This is a genomic window from Ruegeria sp. YTSA105 (genome assembly GCF_059610225.1).
On sequence record NZ_JBXWNE010000022.1, the window covers coordinates 1 to 17,872 of the forward strand.

Annotated in this window: 14 protein-coding genes; 4 read left to right on the forward strand and 10 right to left on the reverse strand. The window is 55.1% G+C overall.

The window, feature by feature from the left end:
- Positions 1-170 precede the first annotated feature (170 nt).
- The 9 genes from AC2FH2_RS19090 to AC2FH2_RS19130 form a co-directional block, all read right to left on the reverse strand.
- On the reverse strand, positions 171-887 hold the full coding sequence (locus AC2FH2_RS19090) for a glycoside hydrolase family 25 protein (protein ID WP_271952468.1): 717 nt from the start codon (positions 885-887) through the stop codon (positions 171-173).
- A gap of 21 nt (positions 888-908) precedes the next feature.
- Positions 909-1,445 carry a tail fiber protein gene (locus AC2FH2_RS19095; protein ID WP_496824863.1) on the reverse strand — a complete coding sequence of 179 codons (537 nt, stop codon included), beginning with the start codon at positions 1,443-1,445 and terminating at the stop codon, positions 909-911.
- Between the two features lie 98 nt (positions 1,446-1,543).
- Complete coding sequence (locus AC2FH2_RS19100) at positions 1,544-4,840, reverse strand: hypothetical protein (protein WP_496824865.1); 3,297 nt, start codon at positions 4,838-4,840, stop codon at positions 1,544-1,546.
- Between the two features lie 5 nt (positions 4,841-4,845).
- A complete protein-coding gene (locus tag AC2FH2_RS19105) occupies positions 4,846-5,526 on the reverse strand; it encodes a hypothetical protein (RefSeq protein WP_496714440.1) in 681 nt (226 codons plus the stop codon).
- Between the two features lie 41 nt (positions 5,527-5,567).
- Positions 5,568-6,875: a hypothetical protein gene (locus AC2FH2_RS19110; protein WP_496824867.1), complete on the reverse strand. Its 1,308-nt coding sequence runs from the start codon at positions 6,873-6,875 to the stop codon at positions 5,568-5,570.
- A gap of 36 nt (positions 6,876-6,911) precedes the next feature.
- On the reverse strand, positions 6,912-7,505 hold the full coding sequence (locus AC2FH2_RS19115) for a hypothetical protein (RefSeq protein WP_496824869.1): 594 nt from the start codon (positions 7,503-7,505) through the stop codon (positions 6,912-6,914).
- A gap of 23 nt (positions 7,506-7,528) precedes the next feature.
- Positions 7,529-8,128, reverse strand: a complete 600-nt coding sequence (locus AC2FH2_RS19120) for a hypothetical protein (protein ID WP_496824871.1) — start codon at positions 8,126-8,128, stop codon at positions 7,529-7,531.
- A 73-nt stretch (positions 8,129-8,201) separates the two neighbouring features.
- The gene (locus tag AC2FH2_RS19125; protein WP_496824873.1) at positions 8,202-8,828 is read right to left on the reverse strand and encodes a hypothetical protein; all 627 of its coding nucleotides are present in this window, start codon (positions 8,826-8,828) and stop codon (positions 8,202-8,204) included.
- A 207-nt stretch (positions 8,829-9,035) separates the two neighbouring features.
- A complete protein-coding gene (locus tag AC2FH2_RS19130; RefSeq protein WP_496714442.1) occupies positions 9,036-9,668 on the reverse strand; it encodes a helix-turn-helix transcriptional regulator in 633 nt (210 codons plus the stop codon).
- A gap of 370 nt (positions 9,669-10,038) precedes the next feature.
- Between AC2FH2_RS19130 and AC2FH2_RS19135 the strand changes: the two genes are divergently transcribed.
- Positions 10,039-11,061 carry an Ldh family oxidoreductase gene (locus tag AC2FH2_RS19135; RefSeq protein WP_496824875.1) on the forward strand — a complete coding sequence of 341 codons (1,023 nt, stop codon included), beginning with the start codon at positions 10,039-10,041 and terminating at the stop codon, positions 11,059-11,061.
- Between the two features lie 64 nt (positions 11,062-11,125).
- On the forward strand, positions 11,126-13,432 hold the full coding sequence (locus AC2FH2_RS19140; RefSeq protein WP_496690556.1) for a Tex family protein: 2,307 nt from the start codon (positions 11,126-11,128) through the stop codon (positions 13,430-13,432).
- A gap of 38 nt (positions 13,433-13,470) precedes the next feature.
- Here the strand turns inward: AC2FH2_RS19140 and AC2FH2_RS19145 are convergent, their stop codons facing one another.
- The gene (locus tag AC2FH2_RS19145) at positions 13,471-14,730 is read right to left on the reverse strand and encodes a replication initiation protein (RefSeq protein ID WP_281995019.1); all 1,260 of its coding nucleotides are present in this window, start codon (positions 14,728-14,730) and stop codon (positions 13,471-13,473) included.
- A 580-nt stretch (positions 14,731-15,310) separates the two neighbouring features.
- Between AC2FH2_RS19145 and AC2FH2_RS19150 the strand changes: the two genes are divergently transcribed.
- On the forward strand, positions 15,311-16,696 hold the full coding sequence (locus AC2FH2_RS19150) for an AAA family ATPase (protein WP_496691397.1): 1,386 nt from the start codon (positions 15,311-15,313) through the stop codon (positions 16,694-16,696).
- A complete protein-coding gene (locus AC2FH2_RS19155; protein WP_496824878.1) occupies positions 16,689-17,756 on the forward strand; it encodes a ParB/RepB/Spo0J family partition protein in 1,068 nt (355 codons plus the stop codon). The genes AC2FH2_RS19150 and AC2FH2_RS19155 overlap by 8 nt, the downstream gene beginning before the upstream one ends.
- Positions 17,757-17,872: the final 116 nt, after the last annotated feature.

The following is a 17,872-nucleotide window of genomic DNA, read 5'->3' on the forward strand; positions in this document are numbered from 1 at the left end:
AAACCATCATCTCAATGGATCACAGGCCAATGATGCACTAACAATCAAATTGAACCAGTCAGATGAGGCTGCTCAACGGGATCACTCAAATTCTTTGCGGAGTTGCACTACCGTTTTTTGGGTTTGCCCAAGTTAGCAACTGATCATTTTGGTGAATCGAACTGTGACAATTATAAGTTTCGGCTTTGCACCCCGTACTGCGCCTTCAGTTGCTGAACCGATCCGCAATACACGTCCAAATCAACCTCTGGGGCAATACCGGACACTCGCTCGTTCGTAGAGTGCTGCCAAAACTCCCATTGCGGAGCATCCGGTGCGGGTCTGGCTGCGTATTCTGCCAGCCAGACCGGGTAGTTCCCGAAACCCGAAGTCAGCTCAGTCTCCCAGGTGTTCAGATTGGCATATACCATCGGCACCGTTCCGAAAGCCCTCTGAACGCTGGTAAGCCATTCCAGCGCGAGGCTTCGATAGGCGGCCCCCTGTGCCGTCGGGACGCCTTCAAGATCGAGTGTAAATGGCAGGTGCAGAAGGCCGGATTTTCCAACCGGGCCTTTCGAAAGAACAGCCTGCACTGCATCGACAAAATTCGTGACCTGTGGCTTGGCCGGGTGGCTGACGTGAAGCAGGTGATAGGCGCCGCACAGGATACCCACCTCATTCGCGCCCAGTACATTTGGCTGAAAATAGGCATCCTTGATGCTGACGCTTTCGGTCGCCTTTATCAGCGCAAAAGAAACACCCGAGGCTGCGACTTGCGGCCAGTTGATATCCCGCTGATGATCACTGACATCTATTCCTTTTGCCTGCGCCTTATCTGGCGCCGCCTTGAGAATCTGACCCGATGGTTTGCGAAACGACCTTACAATTTTGCCCAGCCTACATGCCATCAGATCGGCCTTTTCTATCTGTCATAACACCGCATCCAACCGACATTTGATAAGCCAATAGACCGAGATGTTGATTGCGCGGGTCTCGGTCTCGCTGGTCAGGGCCGACCCTTTAACGACGTTGCCCGAATTGGATTGGGGTGTGGGGGCGATAACCGGTTCCGGGCCTAACACTCCGTTTGATACCGTGCTGTCGCTTTGTTCCAGCACATGTTGGTGTTGCTGGAGCGCAGACAGTTGCAGCGACCCTACGCTGTCATATTTCTGGTTCTTTTTGTCGGTTCGGTACCTCTGGTCCTGATCCTTATCGACTTTCCCGCCGGGGTCGACGCCGCGCAGAAAATAGCCCTGGTAATCAGGCAGTCGAAACTCTCCGTCCTTGCCTTTACCAAACAGATATCCGATGGCGGCAAACAATTCCGGATAAGCGGAAATCAACAGAGGTGAGCCGTCGCAAACCTTCCAGCCATAATGTTGCAGATCAGTGGTCCCGCCCGCCAGCTTTTTGGATTGTCCCAGAAGCTCCCCGGAAAAAGCGATCACCGCGCCAACCGGCATTCCCAATACCCGGCCCGGAGAAGGACCCCAGCCTTGTTGTGGTTCAAGCGGTCCGCCGGGGGCGTTTGGTCGGGGCGGGGTCGGAAAGCCTGGCGGTCTCATTCTGAATCCGTCTGACCTGGCAGATCACCATCCGCACTCAGCATGCACATATGCGTGGGCACCTGAACCGTCCAGGATTGCGCATTGCCTTCATCGTCTTGTGTATGTTCCGATTTAATCCGGGCCACAATTTCGGCGTCTTCGGGCAAGCAAGGGGCAAGATGGTCTGCATCCGGCCAGATCCGGCCGGTGCGCAGGAAATACAGGAAACTGCGCGCGTGCTTTCTGTCGACCGGCGCCAGAATGCGCACACGGTCAGCGCGCAGAAAATCCCGGAACCGCAGGTCGGGTACGGTCTCGCGCAGGGCAAGATCCGCGGGGTCGCCTGTCAGATCACTGACTTCGTCCTCGATATCCATGAATGTGGCGATGTCGGACCACCCGACCGTTTGTTGCAAATAGTGCCGGATACGCGGCTTGGCATAATCCGGGGCCACGGCATCCTTCTCGGACCCGCTGAGGGTCAAGATTTGCTCCTGGGCCGCGGACAGGATTTCCGTCGTCACCGCCTTGTTCAGGAACGCAGGGTTCTGAGCCTCAATCGCAGCCACCTGTTGTTCCAGTTTGCGACGGTATCCCTCTAGCTGCCGCGCATACGCTTCCTTGATCAGCCTATAGGTTTCGAATTGCCAATCGGAATAAGTCTGCGCCGTCCGTTGGCACATCACTTCAAGAGTTGCCGCAAAGAAACCGGTCAATTCGGATTGCAGATGCATTGGTGCAGGATCGGGAACCGGCATATCCGGCGGAGAGTTGGGCTCGGACGATTGTGTGGCTGCGGTTTGCTTGAGGCTGCACAGAATGGTGAACCCAAGCGGATGGCCTTCATCCGCCGGAGAGGTTCCGGTTCCGAACCCTTTATCCAGCTGGGCACTCAGCACCTGCGCGCCCGAGGCTTGGCTGACAGGCAGGCGCAGTGGCTGCGGTGACTTGTCCGCATGGCCGTTTGAACCGGGCGGGGCGGATTTGCCCCCTGCTTGCTGAGGTTGCAGGGCGACAGACCCCACGATGACATGGGTTTCTGCGGGGGTTCCGACACTCATCACCGTTGCTGTTGCTTTGATGGGCACAAAGCCTCTGGGGATCAGGACTGCGCCTTCGGCCACTGGCGTGTGGCTTTGCACCGTTTGGCTGACCACAAGCTGGGATGGCGGGGCCATTCGGGTCTCTTCCACGCCAAATTCCTGAAACGCATCGAGATAAAAGATCTTGCCATCGTCTGTCTTGCCAGCCTCGTCGGTCAAATCCTGAAACCCGCTTATCCCAAACTCACCTGGAGACTTCGGTGGGCGCAGATCAAGCTGCCAGGACCGGCGAATATGCCGGACAAGATTCTCACCCGGGCTGGGGACCATGATCTCAAAAATCAAAACCTCGCCCAGACTTTTCGTGCGCAAGCGAAAGCTTCTGTTCACCCAACGATAGATGCCGCGGATATCCGTGCCGTTCCGCCGATTGTCAAAGCGCGTCACATCCGAGTATTCGGTTTCTTCAACTTCGGATAACTCGCGCGTATGGCGCATTTCGCGTGACAGGTTTCGCACCGTTTTCTCGACGATGTCGCGGGCAAATTTCAGGTCGTTTTTCGCAAAGCCTCCGGCTGGCTGCTCTTGCACCCACCAATTCCCGGTAACACTCATCTTATTGCCATCTGTCGGCATTCCGTACTGGGTGTCGTAGGAGTTGACATGCGTGGTCGAGACATGGTCGGCCAACGTCTTTCGCACCTGATTGATCAGGTCCGAAACCGAGGTATCCTCGTCCCGCCGGGCAATTTTGGTGGTCACATCGGAATGTGCCTCATGGCTTTCGCGGCGCTGCAATCTCCGGTTTCGCGTCTCGCGCATTTCACCGCGCAGGACATTTTCGATACGCTGCACGTCGCCCAATTCATACCCAAGCGGCTGATACCGGATCGAACGGGCAAGCCCGTATGAATAGGCGCGCACCCAGCCGGGCTTTGTCAATTTCAGAGGGATCTGATGATCTGTATCCTTTGCTGCAACCGGCGCAGGTTTTTTCGGCTCGAATATGGAGCCAGGCAAAACCAGCGTCGCATGCATCCAAGCTTTGATCTGTTGTCCGGTGACCGGATCGGTCATCAAGCTGGCCTGCCCTCCTTCGGTTGCAGCCAGCGCACGGGTCAGAACGTGATGGGTAGTCAACACCTGAATCAGAACTGCAAGTTCGTCTTTTTGCCAGCCAGCCAAAAGGTTCAGCGCAACGATGCTTTCCCAGATGCGGGCCAGTTCCTTTTGCGCATCCGGTGCATTTGCCAGAACCTTGAATGCGGCCCATCCGCCCAGACGGGCCTTGATCAGATCTGTGATCTGGGCCAGCGAAAAATCAGGCAGCTCTCGCAGAGCCGGCCACAATTCAGGATAAGAACTGAATGGCGGGCCAAGCGATTCAATCGAGGAGATGAACCCTTTGGGTTTGCCCGGTTCGGCCGCAGGCTGAGCCTTGCCGGATTGCCCCGCATCCGATGCCGGATGGGGCGAACTATTCCCACCTGGTGTATTGTCGGTGTTCGAGCTTGGATCCACGTAAGTAACCGCCAAAGCCTCCTGCCCTGACCTGTCCCCGGATTTTGAAACAAGGCTTTGCAGGAACACGCTGTTCGCCAGGATCTTTTGCGGAACCTCCATGAAACCCGCATCCAGCGCGCCCGGCGCTATCGACGGCCAATGTTTCATATAGATGAAGGGGAACAGCTCATCCCAGCGCAGGTTAGCGCCCTGAGTGGCCGGGCTCAGCCCATCAGAATCCGGGTCATCGCTAAATGGATTATCACCATCACCGCCGTGAGTGTGGCTTGGCTGATCTGGGTCATGCCCGTCATGTCCACCTGAACCGTTTTGCCCGGTGCCAGAGTTCCCACCATCATCGGCCCCGCCCCCTGCCCCGGAATCGGGCGATGGAATATGGCTTGGCTTGCCAAATTCAGACATAAAACCCTGAAAACGCCAGACACGACCGGTCTCGGGTTCTTGCAGAGCCAAGGCCCCAAGGACTTGCTGAGACAACGGCGTACTCAACCCGCTTTGCCAGGTCAGGGTACCGGTCAACCGCTCACCGGTTTCGAACAGCACATTCAGCGGCGTTCTTTCCTTGTACCTCAGAACAGGGCCGCGCACGGCCTTGCCCGGTGTCTTGGTGAAAAAGAACTGGACGGTCACGAATTCAGGGGGATCGGCACCATGGGGATGGGTTTCGAAATTGGCAACCAACTGGTTGCGCAAATCCTCGAACGGGGCATCCATCCAAATGAGTTTGGGGTCCTGGCTGGTCATGCCCGTTAAGCGTCTTCCACCGCCAACACGACCTCAAGCTCGCTGATCGCCTGCAGTGAACCCTTGGTCAGCTTGCTGGATTTCAAGCCACTGATTTCCAGACGCTCGATGTCGAGTTGCCAGACGTCGACACCGGTATGGATATTGTCAAAAGGCGCATGCGGATAGAATACCTCGATCTCGGTGTATTCATACAGGTTGTCTTGAATCACGGCCAACATCGCCGCGCGAGCCTCGGCCAACACCTCAACCATATAGTCGCGAATGCGGTCCAGATCCGCGTCGGACACTTCGGCGAAATAAACCGCGGATCGCGTGCCATCTTCGTCGAAACGGGTCACGACTTCGGTCGCCGGGGCGAGCAATATTTCATGCTCGCCCTCGATTGACACGGGCCCCTTGTCTGCCGCTTCTGGGGGAAGAAACTCGATCAGCGCACCGCAACAATCAATCAGAATTTGCTGGCCGGCTTCGGCAATGAAATTATCATCCTCCCAAAGCTCAATCGCGATTTCAGGATCAACCTTTGCGTATGGCAAAGCATAGCGCCCACCACCCTGTAATTTCTGACCTTCAGGGAAAATCTGCCCGCCGTTTCCGCGTTGGAAATAGGTCAGGATGGGTCGGCGAAACATCAGAAACCGACCAGAGCGGGTATGTACGAGTGCATAAACCTGAAAGGCCATATGTCTTCTCCTCCGATATGTTAATTCGGGCTGTCGGTGACTTAGTCCAAACCCAATACGCGACGGACGCGGCTCAGCTCGCGGTCATGAACCGTCAGAGCATCCAGAAACAGAGAGACCGCAACCCGGTTATCCGCAGAATACTGCCCGCCCAGAACATGCTCCAGCGCAGCCGGGCAGTGGTCATAGGCATCCGCGATATTGTCGACGCTCAGCGCGCGCATCCCAGTACGCAGAACCTTGTCGCAATAGGCGGCAAAGCTGGCGTTCAGGTCGTTGATCACGATCCGCTCGGATTTAGGTGAGGTCGACGGCTTGTACGGTTCGTAAAGTGGCACCCAGCTTTCGGCGCGCCCCAGATGGGTCGAGGTGGGCGGATAGCCATTGGCGGTCATGAACATCGTACAGCCAAAACACGAGGCCAGCTTGGTGGTACAGTCACCAACCGTAATTTCATAAGGCGTGCAATGCGGGCCCAGATGATAGGCCTTGTAGATCGCCTGGATCATACCGTGGGTATAGCCCTTAACGCCTTCGTCCCCGCTTTCATCGACGAAATTCATACCCTGATCAAAGCGCATAATATTGGTGATCTGGTCCGACCGGTTTGTCGCCCCGTGATCGGGTTCCCCTTCCTTCGGAGCATCCTGCGCCAGATCGCCGCCAATGATGCCCCAACCAACGCAGTCATGGTCATGGGTATCGCGACGAACGCGCGGGTTCCACAGGGCAGAATCCTCGGGCGGCAACCACCGAGGGTACCATCCCTCGAAAATATTGTCGTCATGATCGCCCGCATCCAGATCAGGGATATGGAACCGCGCGCTTGGCATCGGACCGACCGGATCGGTGTCGCCTTCGACATTTCCGTTATCGACAAACCCGGTATAGGCCCCCAGCCCGATATACTGATAAGCGGGGTCGCGATCCCTTTGCTTGATCTCATCATATAGCACCTGCCCCTTGTCACTGAGGTGGTGTTCGGGGTGGCGGATATCGCCCTCGGTCGGAGGCTCATGCCCGGCCAAACCATAAACCCCAACGATCACAGCGCCGGTTTTATGATCGACGGCCGTCCCTGCCCTAACAGAATGACCCTGCATGTCGATTTCCAAAGCGGCCAGCTGTCCGATTTTCTGGGCGGCTTGCTGAAGCTGATCCCATTCGCGGGACCATTTGTCGGACCTGGGCATCTCGTCAGAAGGTTCCATTGAAAACTGCACATCGACATTGGCGCGGATCTGTTCGATCGAATGACCTACGATGGCGGCGGCAACGATATAGTCCGCTTCAAGCTTGGGATCAGCACCGCCGTTGGTCAGGATTCCGGATGTACGTCTGTAAGCCATCAATTCACTCCTCCAAAGTTTCGCCCGCTTGGGGCGTCATGAATATTGAATGTCGTAACCAACAAAATTGATCGGATCGGAATTCGGACCCGGCGTGCCGCCATACATGGCAACGCGCATTGCCTGGACCTGGTGCAGATCAAAACTGGCCACACCCGGACCTATTTCCCGGCGGTCGATCCGAAAACCCTGCCGCGTTGTCATATCGGCCGCAAATTTCAGCCGGTCCGGAGCCCGGAGCACGCATTCTCCCTGCAAAGGCAGGCGGGTTTCGGTCAGGGGAAAGCCGCAGCGCACGACCTGCACCTTGTGCAACCGATGCCCTTTTGGAACCGTGATGGTCAGGTCAATCCCGTCGCCTTTGCGCCGGGGTTCGATCGTTGCCTCGCCACAGACAACTTTGCGATCCACCAGAACATCGGGCGAGATATTGCCCTCGCAGGTGACGAACCTGACCGACAGGGTCAGATCAATCTGAAAGCTTCGGTACCAGCGATACGGGCATTGCAGAACAACCTGCCAGGTTAATGGCCTGATGTGCTGGTCGTGATCCAAACAGTCCCAGAACAGGCCAACCCTGCGCACATTGGGGTTTAATGATCGGTTCTCAAATACGAGTTGGGTTGTCATCGCGCCACCCTGACGAATCTGTGTTATGAACTCGACGGCGGCGGCGACAGCCTCATGATAAAACCAAGCTGTTGAAACCCCGGCTCCAGGCCGGATTTCAGACGCAACCTCAAGAACTTTCCATCCGGCTCGCCACTGATTTTGACGTGGCCGACCACTGTGAAATCTGTTTTCCCCTTATCGCCCGTGGACGTTGACGCTTTGGTATCACTGCTGGGCTTGGGTTTGGCCGGTTTGGGAACTTCAACCCAGCCATCACTGACCGCCAGAGCCTGAATTTCGGATGAAACCCCGTCCTTGGAATATGTGAAATCCGTGAAGGTGACGGCCACGTCCTCAAATTTCCCGGCATCGTCCACCTTGTACTGAACAGAGATCTGAAGCCCGTTATAGGGGGGCTTGTTGCGCCCGGTCTTATGGAAATCGCCAGATTGCCAAACCTGTTTGACAGGCTTCAAACTGTCTTTCTTGTCTGCGTCGTCCGTGGATTTTGAGTCCGGCTTTTTCGTATTCACGGGTTTAACCGGCTTTGGGTTATCTGCAGTTGCCTTCTGATCACTGTCCTCGGCGTCATCTGAACGTTTACGCTTTAGGGCAATTGTTGTGTCGGCACTTTTGGTCATGACACACCTCCTCCTTCCATAGCTCCGTCAAGCGGGGTGCATCCTGCGGCGAGTAATCCGCCGCAGGGCACGTTTACGCATTGATGTTTGCCAGCTGGAAATCGAAGGGCGTCGAGTTCTTGCCCGGACCACCGCCCGACATCACGATATCGGCGCTTTGGATACCGAACAGATTGATCTCGGTGTTGATCTGACTGATGATCGCCGAGTCCATGACCTGGCCTTCTTCGATCTGCGAAACCACGCCGATATAGATGGTCGGGTGGAACTGAAAGACGCCCTTCTGCCCTGGCGCAAGATTGGTCTTGGCGGCCAGAAGTTTGCCTTCGCGATAGATATTCGCGTTTATCGACCCCATTGTCAGGTTATTACGCATTTCAACCTCGTTGGGTGACACTGCCGGGGTTTTGGCCAGCCGCAAAATATCTCCGCTGGTGTCTTTGACCATTTCATAGGCCTGACCGTCATAGGCCGTCATCTGCGGCGTATAGTTCCCATAACTGTCCGAGGCCGAAACCATGAATTTCAGCGGGTATTTGAAGGGGTGATAATCCAGCCGCCCCAGGTTTTTGATGACTTTCCACGCGATAGCGAGTTCGCCGAAATCTTCGGCCACGTTTTGCTGGAAAATAACGATCGATGAATTATTGGCATCATCCGAGTGATTGACCAATCTGAGTTGAATATTTTCGGTAACCAATTTCAGATTCCTTCCATTAGCGGTTCTTGTCGAGAACGACGAAATCGTGAATCAATGCTAGCCGGAAACTCTGTCAGACCATCTTTGCAGGAATCATCATTTCCTTTGATCTTTGCACTGTTAGCCCCCTGCCCGCGCAAACGGGCGCACGCGCAAGCAGCCTTCACGCGCAGGGCGTGCTCATCCAGGACGTGTTTTGGGTGATGCTTAGTTCATCGAATTGCGATAGCGCCGATACTCCGATGGCGAGACGTCGAATTCCCGTTTGAACGCGGTCGAAAAGTTATTCGCATCCTCGTAGCCAACCTTGAAGGCGATGTCCTGAATGCTGTGCTGCCCCTCAAGAACCAGGGCCGCTGCATAGTTCAACCTGTAGCGCCGAAACCAAGCCATGGGGCCAACGCCGAACTCTTCCTTGAACCGCTTGGACAAGGTGTTCCGGTTTGACCCGACCACTTGCGCCAAGGCGTCAATGCCGCCTGTAAATTCGGGCTCGGTAGAAAGGAAATTACAAGCAGCATTGACCAACGTATCTTTTGAAAAGTACTCGGCAGAGACATTCTGTTTCATCAATGCTCGCGCCGCACTGAATCTGTGCTGGATTTCGCTGGTGACAAATGGATAGGCAATATAGTCGCTGTATCCTTGCGAATATACTTCGGCACGCGCCGTCGACAAACCCAGGTTGATCAGTGCAAAACTGTGCTGGCGCTTATGCGACCCGGCAGGTTTTGGGGCATTGGCCGGCACAAAACGCTTCAGGCACTGACGTACAACGATTGCTTTTTCATGGTGAGAAATGCCTGTGCTTTCTGCATCGTTCGACACGCGGTATCCCATAGACCTTTCAACTATGCTGCGAAATTCGGACAAAAGGCGCGGTGTAAACTCCAAGCAGATCACTCGGTCACGATCATAAGGACTATGCATAAAATTCCCCATCCAAAAAACTTCTGAAAATTTTGTAGGGCGCCACGCAGAGTGCGACCTCTGCTGATCTGAAAAATCAACTTGAGTCGCTGAGCCGCCACCACAACTTTCGATTGAGTACAAAAGGTCTGGGAACTTCTGTTAACTTATTCACATATTGCATTATTAGACCAATCCAATACGGCATTAACCATAAATGAGTGGCAAATTGCAAAGGGTTCTCCTTGCCAGCCAGACCAAGCTATGCCTTCTTCTGCCAACGCAATGGGAGACACGGCAGATGAGCGAAGCGGTCAAGCTGACACTGGATGAGATACGAAACCTAAGCCTGACCATTCTGTCCGGATCCGGATACGGGCCGGACCATGCAGCGGCCATCGCGGATATGCTGGTCACCTGTCAAATTGATGATTGCCAGTCGCACGGCCTGTTCCGACTGTTCATGTGCAATGACACCATGAAGGCAGGCAAGATTGACGGAAATGTCGCGCCAGCCATTACCCAATCGGATAACGCCATCGTTCGGGTCGATGCTCGCGGAGGTATGTCCCTGCTGGCATTTCATGAGGCACTTCCAATTCTGATCGAGAAAACCCGAACCCATGGTATTGCAGCCATGGCCATCAATCGCTGTTTTCATTTCTCTGCGCTCTGGCCCGAAGTGGAGCGGCTATCTGCTGCCGGCCTTGCGGCGATGGCGATGGTACCAAGCCATTCCTGGGTTGCCCCAGCCGGCGGCACCCGCGGTTCGTTGGGCACCAACCCGCTGGCATTCAGCTGGCCGCGACAGGGCAAGGATCCCTTCACCTTTGACTTCGCAACAAGCGCCTTTGCCCGTGGCGAAATCGAACTCTATCGCCGCGCAGGCAAGCCCCTACCCGATGGCGTAGCAATCGATAAGGACGGCAACCCAACCAACGACCCGCAGGCTGCGATGGAGGGTGCGATGTTGACCTTCGGCAGCTACAAGGGTTCGGCCCTGTCCATCATGATCGAACTCTTGGCCGGTCCGCTGATCGACGACCTGACCAGCCTGGAAAGCATGGAGTTTGCCGGCAACTCAGGCGGCGCCCCCTATCATGGTGAAATCCTTCTGGCCTTCGATCCGGGGCATTTCAGCGGTGGCCGCATAGACCCGAACGATGCAAGGGCAGAACGCCTGTTCGCTGACATCACCGATCAGGGCGCGCGCCTACCATCCCAACGCCGGTTTGCCGCCCGGGCCCGTAACACGGAACGCGGATATGTAGAGATTGCCAAAACCCTCTATGACGATCTGCAAGAGTTGGCCCAACAGATTTAGCCCCCTTCCCCTCAGCAAAGCAGCTGGCTAAGAAGTCTCTCCGAACGACTGTCAGGAGGCACCATTGGACCGCATCGCCCGCACCATCGCCACCGAGATCAACGCCCGACCCGATCAGGTAGGGGCCGCAGTAAAATTGTTGGACGAAGGCGCGACTGTGCCCTTTGTTGCGCGTTACCGCAAAGAAGCGACAGGCGGTTTGGACGATACCCAACTGCGCACCCTGTCAGAACGCCTGACCTATCTGCGCGAATTGGACGCCCGGCGCACAACCATCCTGAATTCGATCAAGGATCAAGGCAAGCTGACAGATGATCTTGCAAAATCCATTGCGCTGGCTGGCACCAAAGCACAGTTGGAAGACATCTACCTTCCCTACAAACCCAAGCGGCGCACCAAGGCAATGATCGCACGCGAGAACGGGTTGGAACCTCTGGCTGACGCAATTCTTGCAGACCGGTCTGTCGATCCCGATACCCTTGCCCAATCCTACCTGTCCGAGGCTGTTCCGACCAGCAAGGATGCCCTGAACGGTGCCCGCGACATTGTCACCGAACGACTAACCGAAAACGCCACCCTGTTAGGCGAACTGCGCAGCTTCATGCAGCGCGAGGCGCTGCTGACCTCAAAGGTGATTGATGGCAAACAACAGGATGGCGCGAAATTCAGCGACTATTTCGACCATTCCGAGCTGTGGGCCAAAACGCCGTCTCATCGGGCTTTGGCGATGCTTCGCGCGTCAAAAGAGGGCATCGTGACATTGGACATCGCGCCGGACCCCGAGACCGGCGCTGCTCGGGCGGAAGCGATCGTCGCATCACATCTGCTAACCCGCACGGATTCAACTGCCGATACTTGGTTACGCAAGGTGGCCGGTTGGACCTGGAGGGTAAAGCTCTCGCTGACGATGATGGTTGACCTGATGGCCGACCTCCGCAGCCGTGCCCAGGACGAGGCGATTTCTGTTTTCTCTCGCAATCTCAAAGATTTACTTTTCTCTGCGCCAGCTGGCGCCCGCCCAACCTTGGGGCTGGACCCTGGAATACGAACAGGTGTCAAAGCAGCGGTTGTCGATGCAACTGGCAAAGTGGTTGCAACTGAAACTATTTATCCATTCCAACCCAAGAATGACCTTCGAGGCGCGCAGGCCACAATCCTGCGCCTGATCGCCCAGCACGGCATTGAGCTTGTTGCAATCGGCAACGGAACAGCCAGCCGCGAAACCGAAAAGCTGGTTGGTGATACGCTCAAGGATTTGCCCAAGACTGTCAAAACCCCCACCAAAGTTGTCGTCTCGGAAGCCGGAGCGTCAGTCTATTCCGCATCCGAACTGGCCGCCCGAGAGTTCCCGGATCTGGACGTTTCCCTTCGCGGAGCGGTTTCAATCGCCCGTCGCTTGCAAGACCCTCTGGCCGAGCTGGTGAAGATCGAACCAAAATCCATTGGGGTCGGGCAATATCAGCACGATGTCGATCAATTTAAGCTTTCGCAATCACTGGCATCTGTCATCGAAGACGTTGTGAACGCCGTTGGGGTTGATCTGAATACTGCTTCTGCCCCATTGCTGTCGCATGTGTCCGGGTTAGGCCCGGGGCTGGCAGAATCCATCGTGTTGCACCGCGACATGAATGGTGCCTTTCAATCTCGTGCAGAGCTACTGAAGGTTGCGCGCCTTGGCCCCCGCGCATTCGAACAATGCGCAGGCTTTCTGCGGATACGCGATGGGGCCGAGCCCCTTGATGCGTCCTCGGTCCACCCCGAAGCTTATTCCGTGGCCCGGCGCGTTGTTGCCGCATGTGGGCGGGACATTCGGCAAATCATGGGGAATGAAGGGGCCCTGAACGGCCTGCGCGCCGAACAGTTTGTTAACGACAGTTTTGGCCTGCCCACGGTTCAGGACATATTCTCCGAGCTTGAAAAACCCGGTCGTGATCCCCGGCCAGATTTCAAAACAGCCTCGTTCGCTGATGGCGTGGAAGAGATCAGTGATTTGAAACCTGGAATGACCCTGGAGGGCACAGTAACCAATGTCGCGGCATTCGGCGCTTTTGTTGATATCGGTGTTCATCAGGACGGGTTGGTGCATATCAGCCAACTGGCAGATCGGTTTGTCAAAGATCCCCATGATGTCGTCAAAACCGGCCAGGTAGTTAAGGTACGGGTCGTCGAGGTGGATGCGCCGCGAAAACGCATCGGTCTGACGATGCGCAAGGATGGTGGCATTGAAACCCGGCAAAAGCGCGTTCAAAGCAGCGACCAATCGCGGCAAAGCCATACAAAACAAAAAGAAACACAACGCGCAAAAAACGGCAATAATGCGCAGCAGGGGGCACTTGCAGATGCGCTGAAATCTGCGTTCAAGAAACAATAATCTGCTAAAGGGTATGCACCCCCCTGCCCTTACCGCGATCAGTCGAAAGCGTCTGGCTCTAGCTCTTGCCAGAATTCGAAGATTGCGGTTGCGTTCAGCCCCGAGCGCCACGCATGCGCTCGGAAATGCTCGCGGTCCAGGTCGTTGTCTAGACCGGCAAGAAACAGTCTTTTATCTGCGTCCCTCTGTGTCGGGTTTCGCCGCGAAACCAGCTCTTCTACGATCGAGAGTTTCCGCGCCCGCTCCTCCCGCTCGGCTACCCGTTCGGCATAGGCTTTGTCTTCAACCGCCACTTGGGCCTGCCTCGCCTGCGCTTCTTCCAGTGCTTCGGGGCTGGGCTTCGCTGGCTGTTCCGGTTCAGGTGGCTGATAGTCATCGCGCAATGCAGCCGACAGATAGCCCAATGTGGATTTCACTCCGCCCTTTTGCCTTACGTAATCAAGTTTCTGCGCGACGTAGTCTTCACCATGTTCGGAAATCCACTGTCGGGCCAAACGATCCGAGACCCCTTGATCACGTAGCTTCGTGTACACCTGCATATTCCGAGCACCGTCACTGTCATCAATTTCGAACATCGCCTTTTGCGGGTTTCCCTTAATCCGAAAGCGAATATCGGTGACCGTCCGGCCTTTCTTTTGGAACTCGGGTTCGATCAGAATGTCCGAGCTTTTGTTCACCTCGGCAACCGCCGGTTTGATGATCTTGGCGTTGAGATGTTTGAAGCTGGTATAATAGTCGCTGCCATCTACCCCCATGAGCTTTCGAAAAACGTCCAAGGCCAACCAACCTGTCGACCCGATGCGCACAAAGCGATAGCAGTTTTCATACAGTGCCAATCCGTGCCCAGAACTAAAGTTGCGCTGAATCTGAACGTTGATCAGCGCATAGATTTTGGGATCATACAGCTTCTGCGCCAGCGCCGGTGAGTAGGCATATTCACAAACACCATTCTTGAGCTTGGCAAAACTCAGCAGAGAGGAAACACCCCATTCCTGACGCCCCTGCTCATCCAACATGTCCCATTCAGCGACAGTCTCGGCCAGGGCGCGCAGGCTTGCACGCAAGGTATCAAAATCGTTCGAGTTATAGCCAACCATCATCGCCAGAGTTCGTGCATCGATGGTATGGGTCTGTGCAGATGTCAGCGCATCATAGGCATTGAGAAGCAGGACATTCGACAGCTTTCGCTGAAGCAATGTCAACTTACCGCTGATGTGAATCGCGGCGACGTTCTTTTTCACCGTTTCCCTTCGCAAGGCTCCGGATAGGTGATCCATGTCTATTTGTGTTTCCGGCATGATTCTGCCTGACTGCTCTTTTTTGTATTTCTGCCATGAAAGGTACCTATCAATCAACTTCTATTAGGTGCCCAAATACAGGATCAGGCTCATCCCGAAAACGGGTACCCTAAACAGATATACCTAAACTTATCCCCAGACCTATCATCGCGAGCCCGTCATAAGAACGACTCAGACAGGATCGAACGTAATGGAAACGGCTTTGTAAGTGTCTAATAGCGTCGAAGATCCACGTCCCTGCGAATCGGTGCCCTTGTTCCTGTCGAATGGTTCCTTTGGTCCCGTATCTGGGCACCTTTGATCCCGGAATCGGACACCCTAGGAACTGTAGATGGGTCCCTAAAGTGATCTAACTTGTTGTTATAATTACTATATTATTAATCTAAATCTCTTAAAGACTCTATAAATAATAAACTCTTTGTTGGCGTGCTCTCTCATTTTTCTAGAGTTTCGTGGCGAAACCCAGCCTTGCGCGCAAAAACTGTGGAAAACTTCCGATCGCAGGATAGCTTTAGAAGATAATGTTCGCTACATTCCTAAATATACGCCGCTAAGGCGAACATCTTCTGAGGCAACGACAGTGAACAAATCAAACCAACCTCCGCTACCGCCATATTTGAATCTTGATCCCGCAACAGCGGCCGGGAAGTTACCTGATCCTATAGGAACCTCTCGATTCGCAAAAGCAGCGGCATTCTGCGCCAAAGGCCGTGAGGATCTTGCTCGCCGAGGTTATGCTCCTGATGGGGAAAAGCGGCTGCGTAGGTTTTCAATTTGGGAAATAACTAAGTACCTAATTCCGGTTGCACCTGCGCATCTCCGCCGTGTCCTCAAAGCACATCCTGATCTTCCTCAAGGCGAAGGTGAAGCCGGTTCAAAATGGTTCACTTTGGAAGAGGTCCTGACCTTGCGCCAGCATTTTGCGGCTGAAGGCGTCAGCACGAAGGAGTATCTTCCCTACCGGCCTGAAGGGCTTCCGGCTAAGGTTGTTTCCGTTGCAAATTTCAAAGGCGGTGTTGGAAAAACCTCGACCGCCGCCCATCTGGCCATGTCCGCCGCCTTGGACGGATACAAAGTTCTGGTCATCGACCTCGACAGCCAAGGATCCATGACGTCGATCCTTGGCGGGTCCGTCGCAGATGAATGGCAAACTGTGTTCCCCTTGATCGCGAAGGACTATGCTCGGGCGGTGCAGGAGGAAAACCGCGTGCGCAATGCGGCAGGTCAACCTGAAATTCCATTGGATGAGACCTTGCAAGAGGCGCTTAAAACGACCCCTGGCGATGTAATTCAGAACACCCATTGGCCAAATATTGATCTGATAGGTGCGCAGTTGAACCTTTACTGGGCCGAGTTCCAGATCCCAGTGTGGAGGATGGGGCTGAGAAGTTGGCCTTTGTGGGACGGCCTGACCAATTTCCTCGAGGATGAAGGTATCCTCAACGATTATGACATCGTCTTTCTCGATACGCCTCCTGCACTTGGGTACCTTACGATCAATGCACTGGCTGCAGCAGATATCCTTCTGGTTCCGCTTGGAGCTTCGTTTCTGGAGTTTGATTCAACGGGTCGGTTCTTTGACATGCTCTATACGACCTTTGCCAGTATCGAGGATGGTGAAAACACGGCACAACGCGCAGCTGGCTTGCCTGAGCTCAAGTTCGAATGGGATGTTGTACGCGCAATCATCACCCGGTTTGATGCCAGTCAGCAAACAGACATGGCGAACGTAATTCAGGCCTATTTCGGGGATTTCATGAATGCCTACCGGCAGGACTATACTGCTTTGGTCGGGCAGGCTGGTGAGCAGGTGAATGGGATCTACGAAGCCGACTACCGTGATTTTAACCGGGATACGTATGTTCGGGGTCGGGAAACGTTTGACCGGACTTACGCAGAATTCAAAGAGGTTCTGATCGGTTGCTGGTGGCGCGACGCTCAGATGGGAGGAGAGGCAGATGGCTAAACGCAGAAGACTGACCGCACCGGACACAACAGAGCTCGAACAGCTTGAAGCGGGTTTCGCCGCGAAACCGTCGATCAGCCCGTTTGAAGCAAGCTCGTCCGCACCTCCAATAGCTCAGGTTGCAGCGGAGGCCGCTACCTTGGGTGGCATGGCGTCCGTGACAGACAGAGTCGCTTTGGCCCAGGACCAAGGTGATGCAGCTCGATGGCGCGATGCACAAACTGCCGGTTTGATTGCGGAAAAAATATCGCTGGATCAGATTGATCCGGATTTCATCCGCCGTGACCGGATGGTTGAAGACGAAGAAGCCATGGCGGAACTGTTGGAATCGCTGCGCGTTCACGGCTTGAGAACGCCAATCGAGGTGAGCCGGGTCGGTGACAGTTTTGGCCTGATCTCGGGCTATCGGCGTCTGGAGGCCTTCAAGCGGCTGTCCCAAAGTGATGCTCGGTTCATCGAGATTCCTGCATTTGTCCGTGAGGCTGGAACAGGGCAGGGCGCTTACGTCTCGATGGTGGAAGAGAATGAGCTGCGCTCGAACCTCAGCCCTTATGAACGCGGGCGCGTCGCGGTTCTGGCGGCAGGGCAGGGGGTTTTTGCTTCAACCGAGGCCGCTGTCGATGTGCTTTTTGCTGCTGCGTCCAAAGCCAAACGGTCCAAGGTCCGTAGCTTTGCTATGGTGCATGAAGCGTTGGGGGATTTGCTGCAGCATCCCGTGTCGTTGTCAGAAAAGGCCGGACTCAAGCTTGCTTCGGCATTGCGGGACGGGGCACAAACCAGATTGCGTCAGGCATTGGCTGGCGCCGGCCCGTTGGATTCCAAATCCGAATGGGGTCTGCTTGAAGCTGCGATCAAGGGCGTGCCGGACGTGGAAAAAGCTAAATCGCGCGGCGGGCGCCCGCAGCAGGTGCAACGATTGACACCGGTTGTCCTTCCCACAGGCGGCACAATTCAGGCCGAGGTGACATCTGGGGAACTCCGCCTCAGGATACGCGGGCGGGAAATTTCAGTTGATGAGGCTCAAAAACTGATCGACCAGATTGGCAACCATCTGGGCTAGCCCTTTGACGAGACCGGGATAGATCGATCTAGTCGCCAAACAAATCAAAGAGCTGACTGGATTGGTTCGCAGAGGCGAGTTCTACTACTGTCATGGTAATGATCAAAATGTGGAAT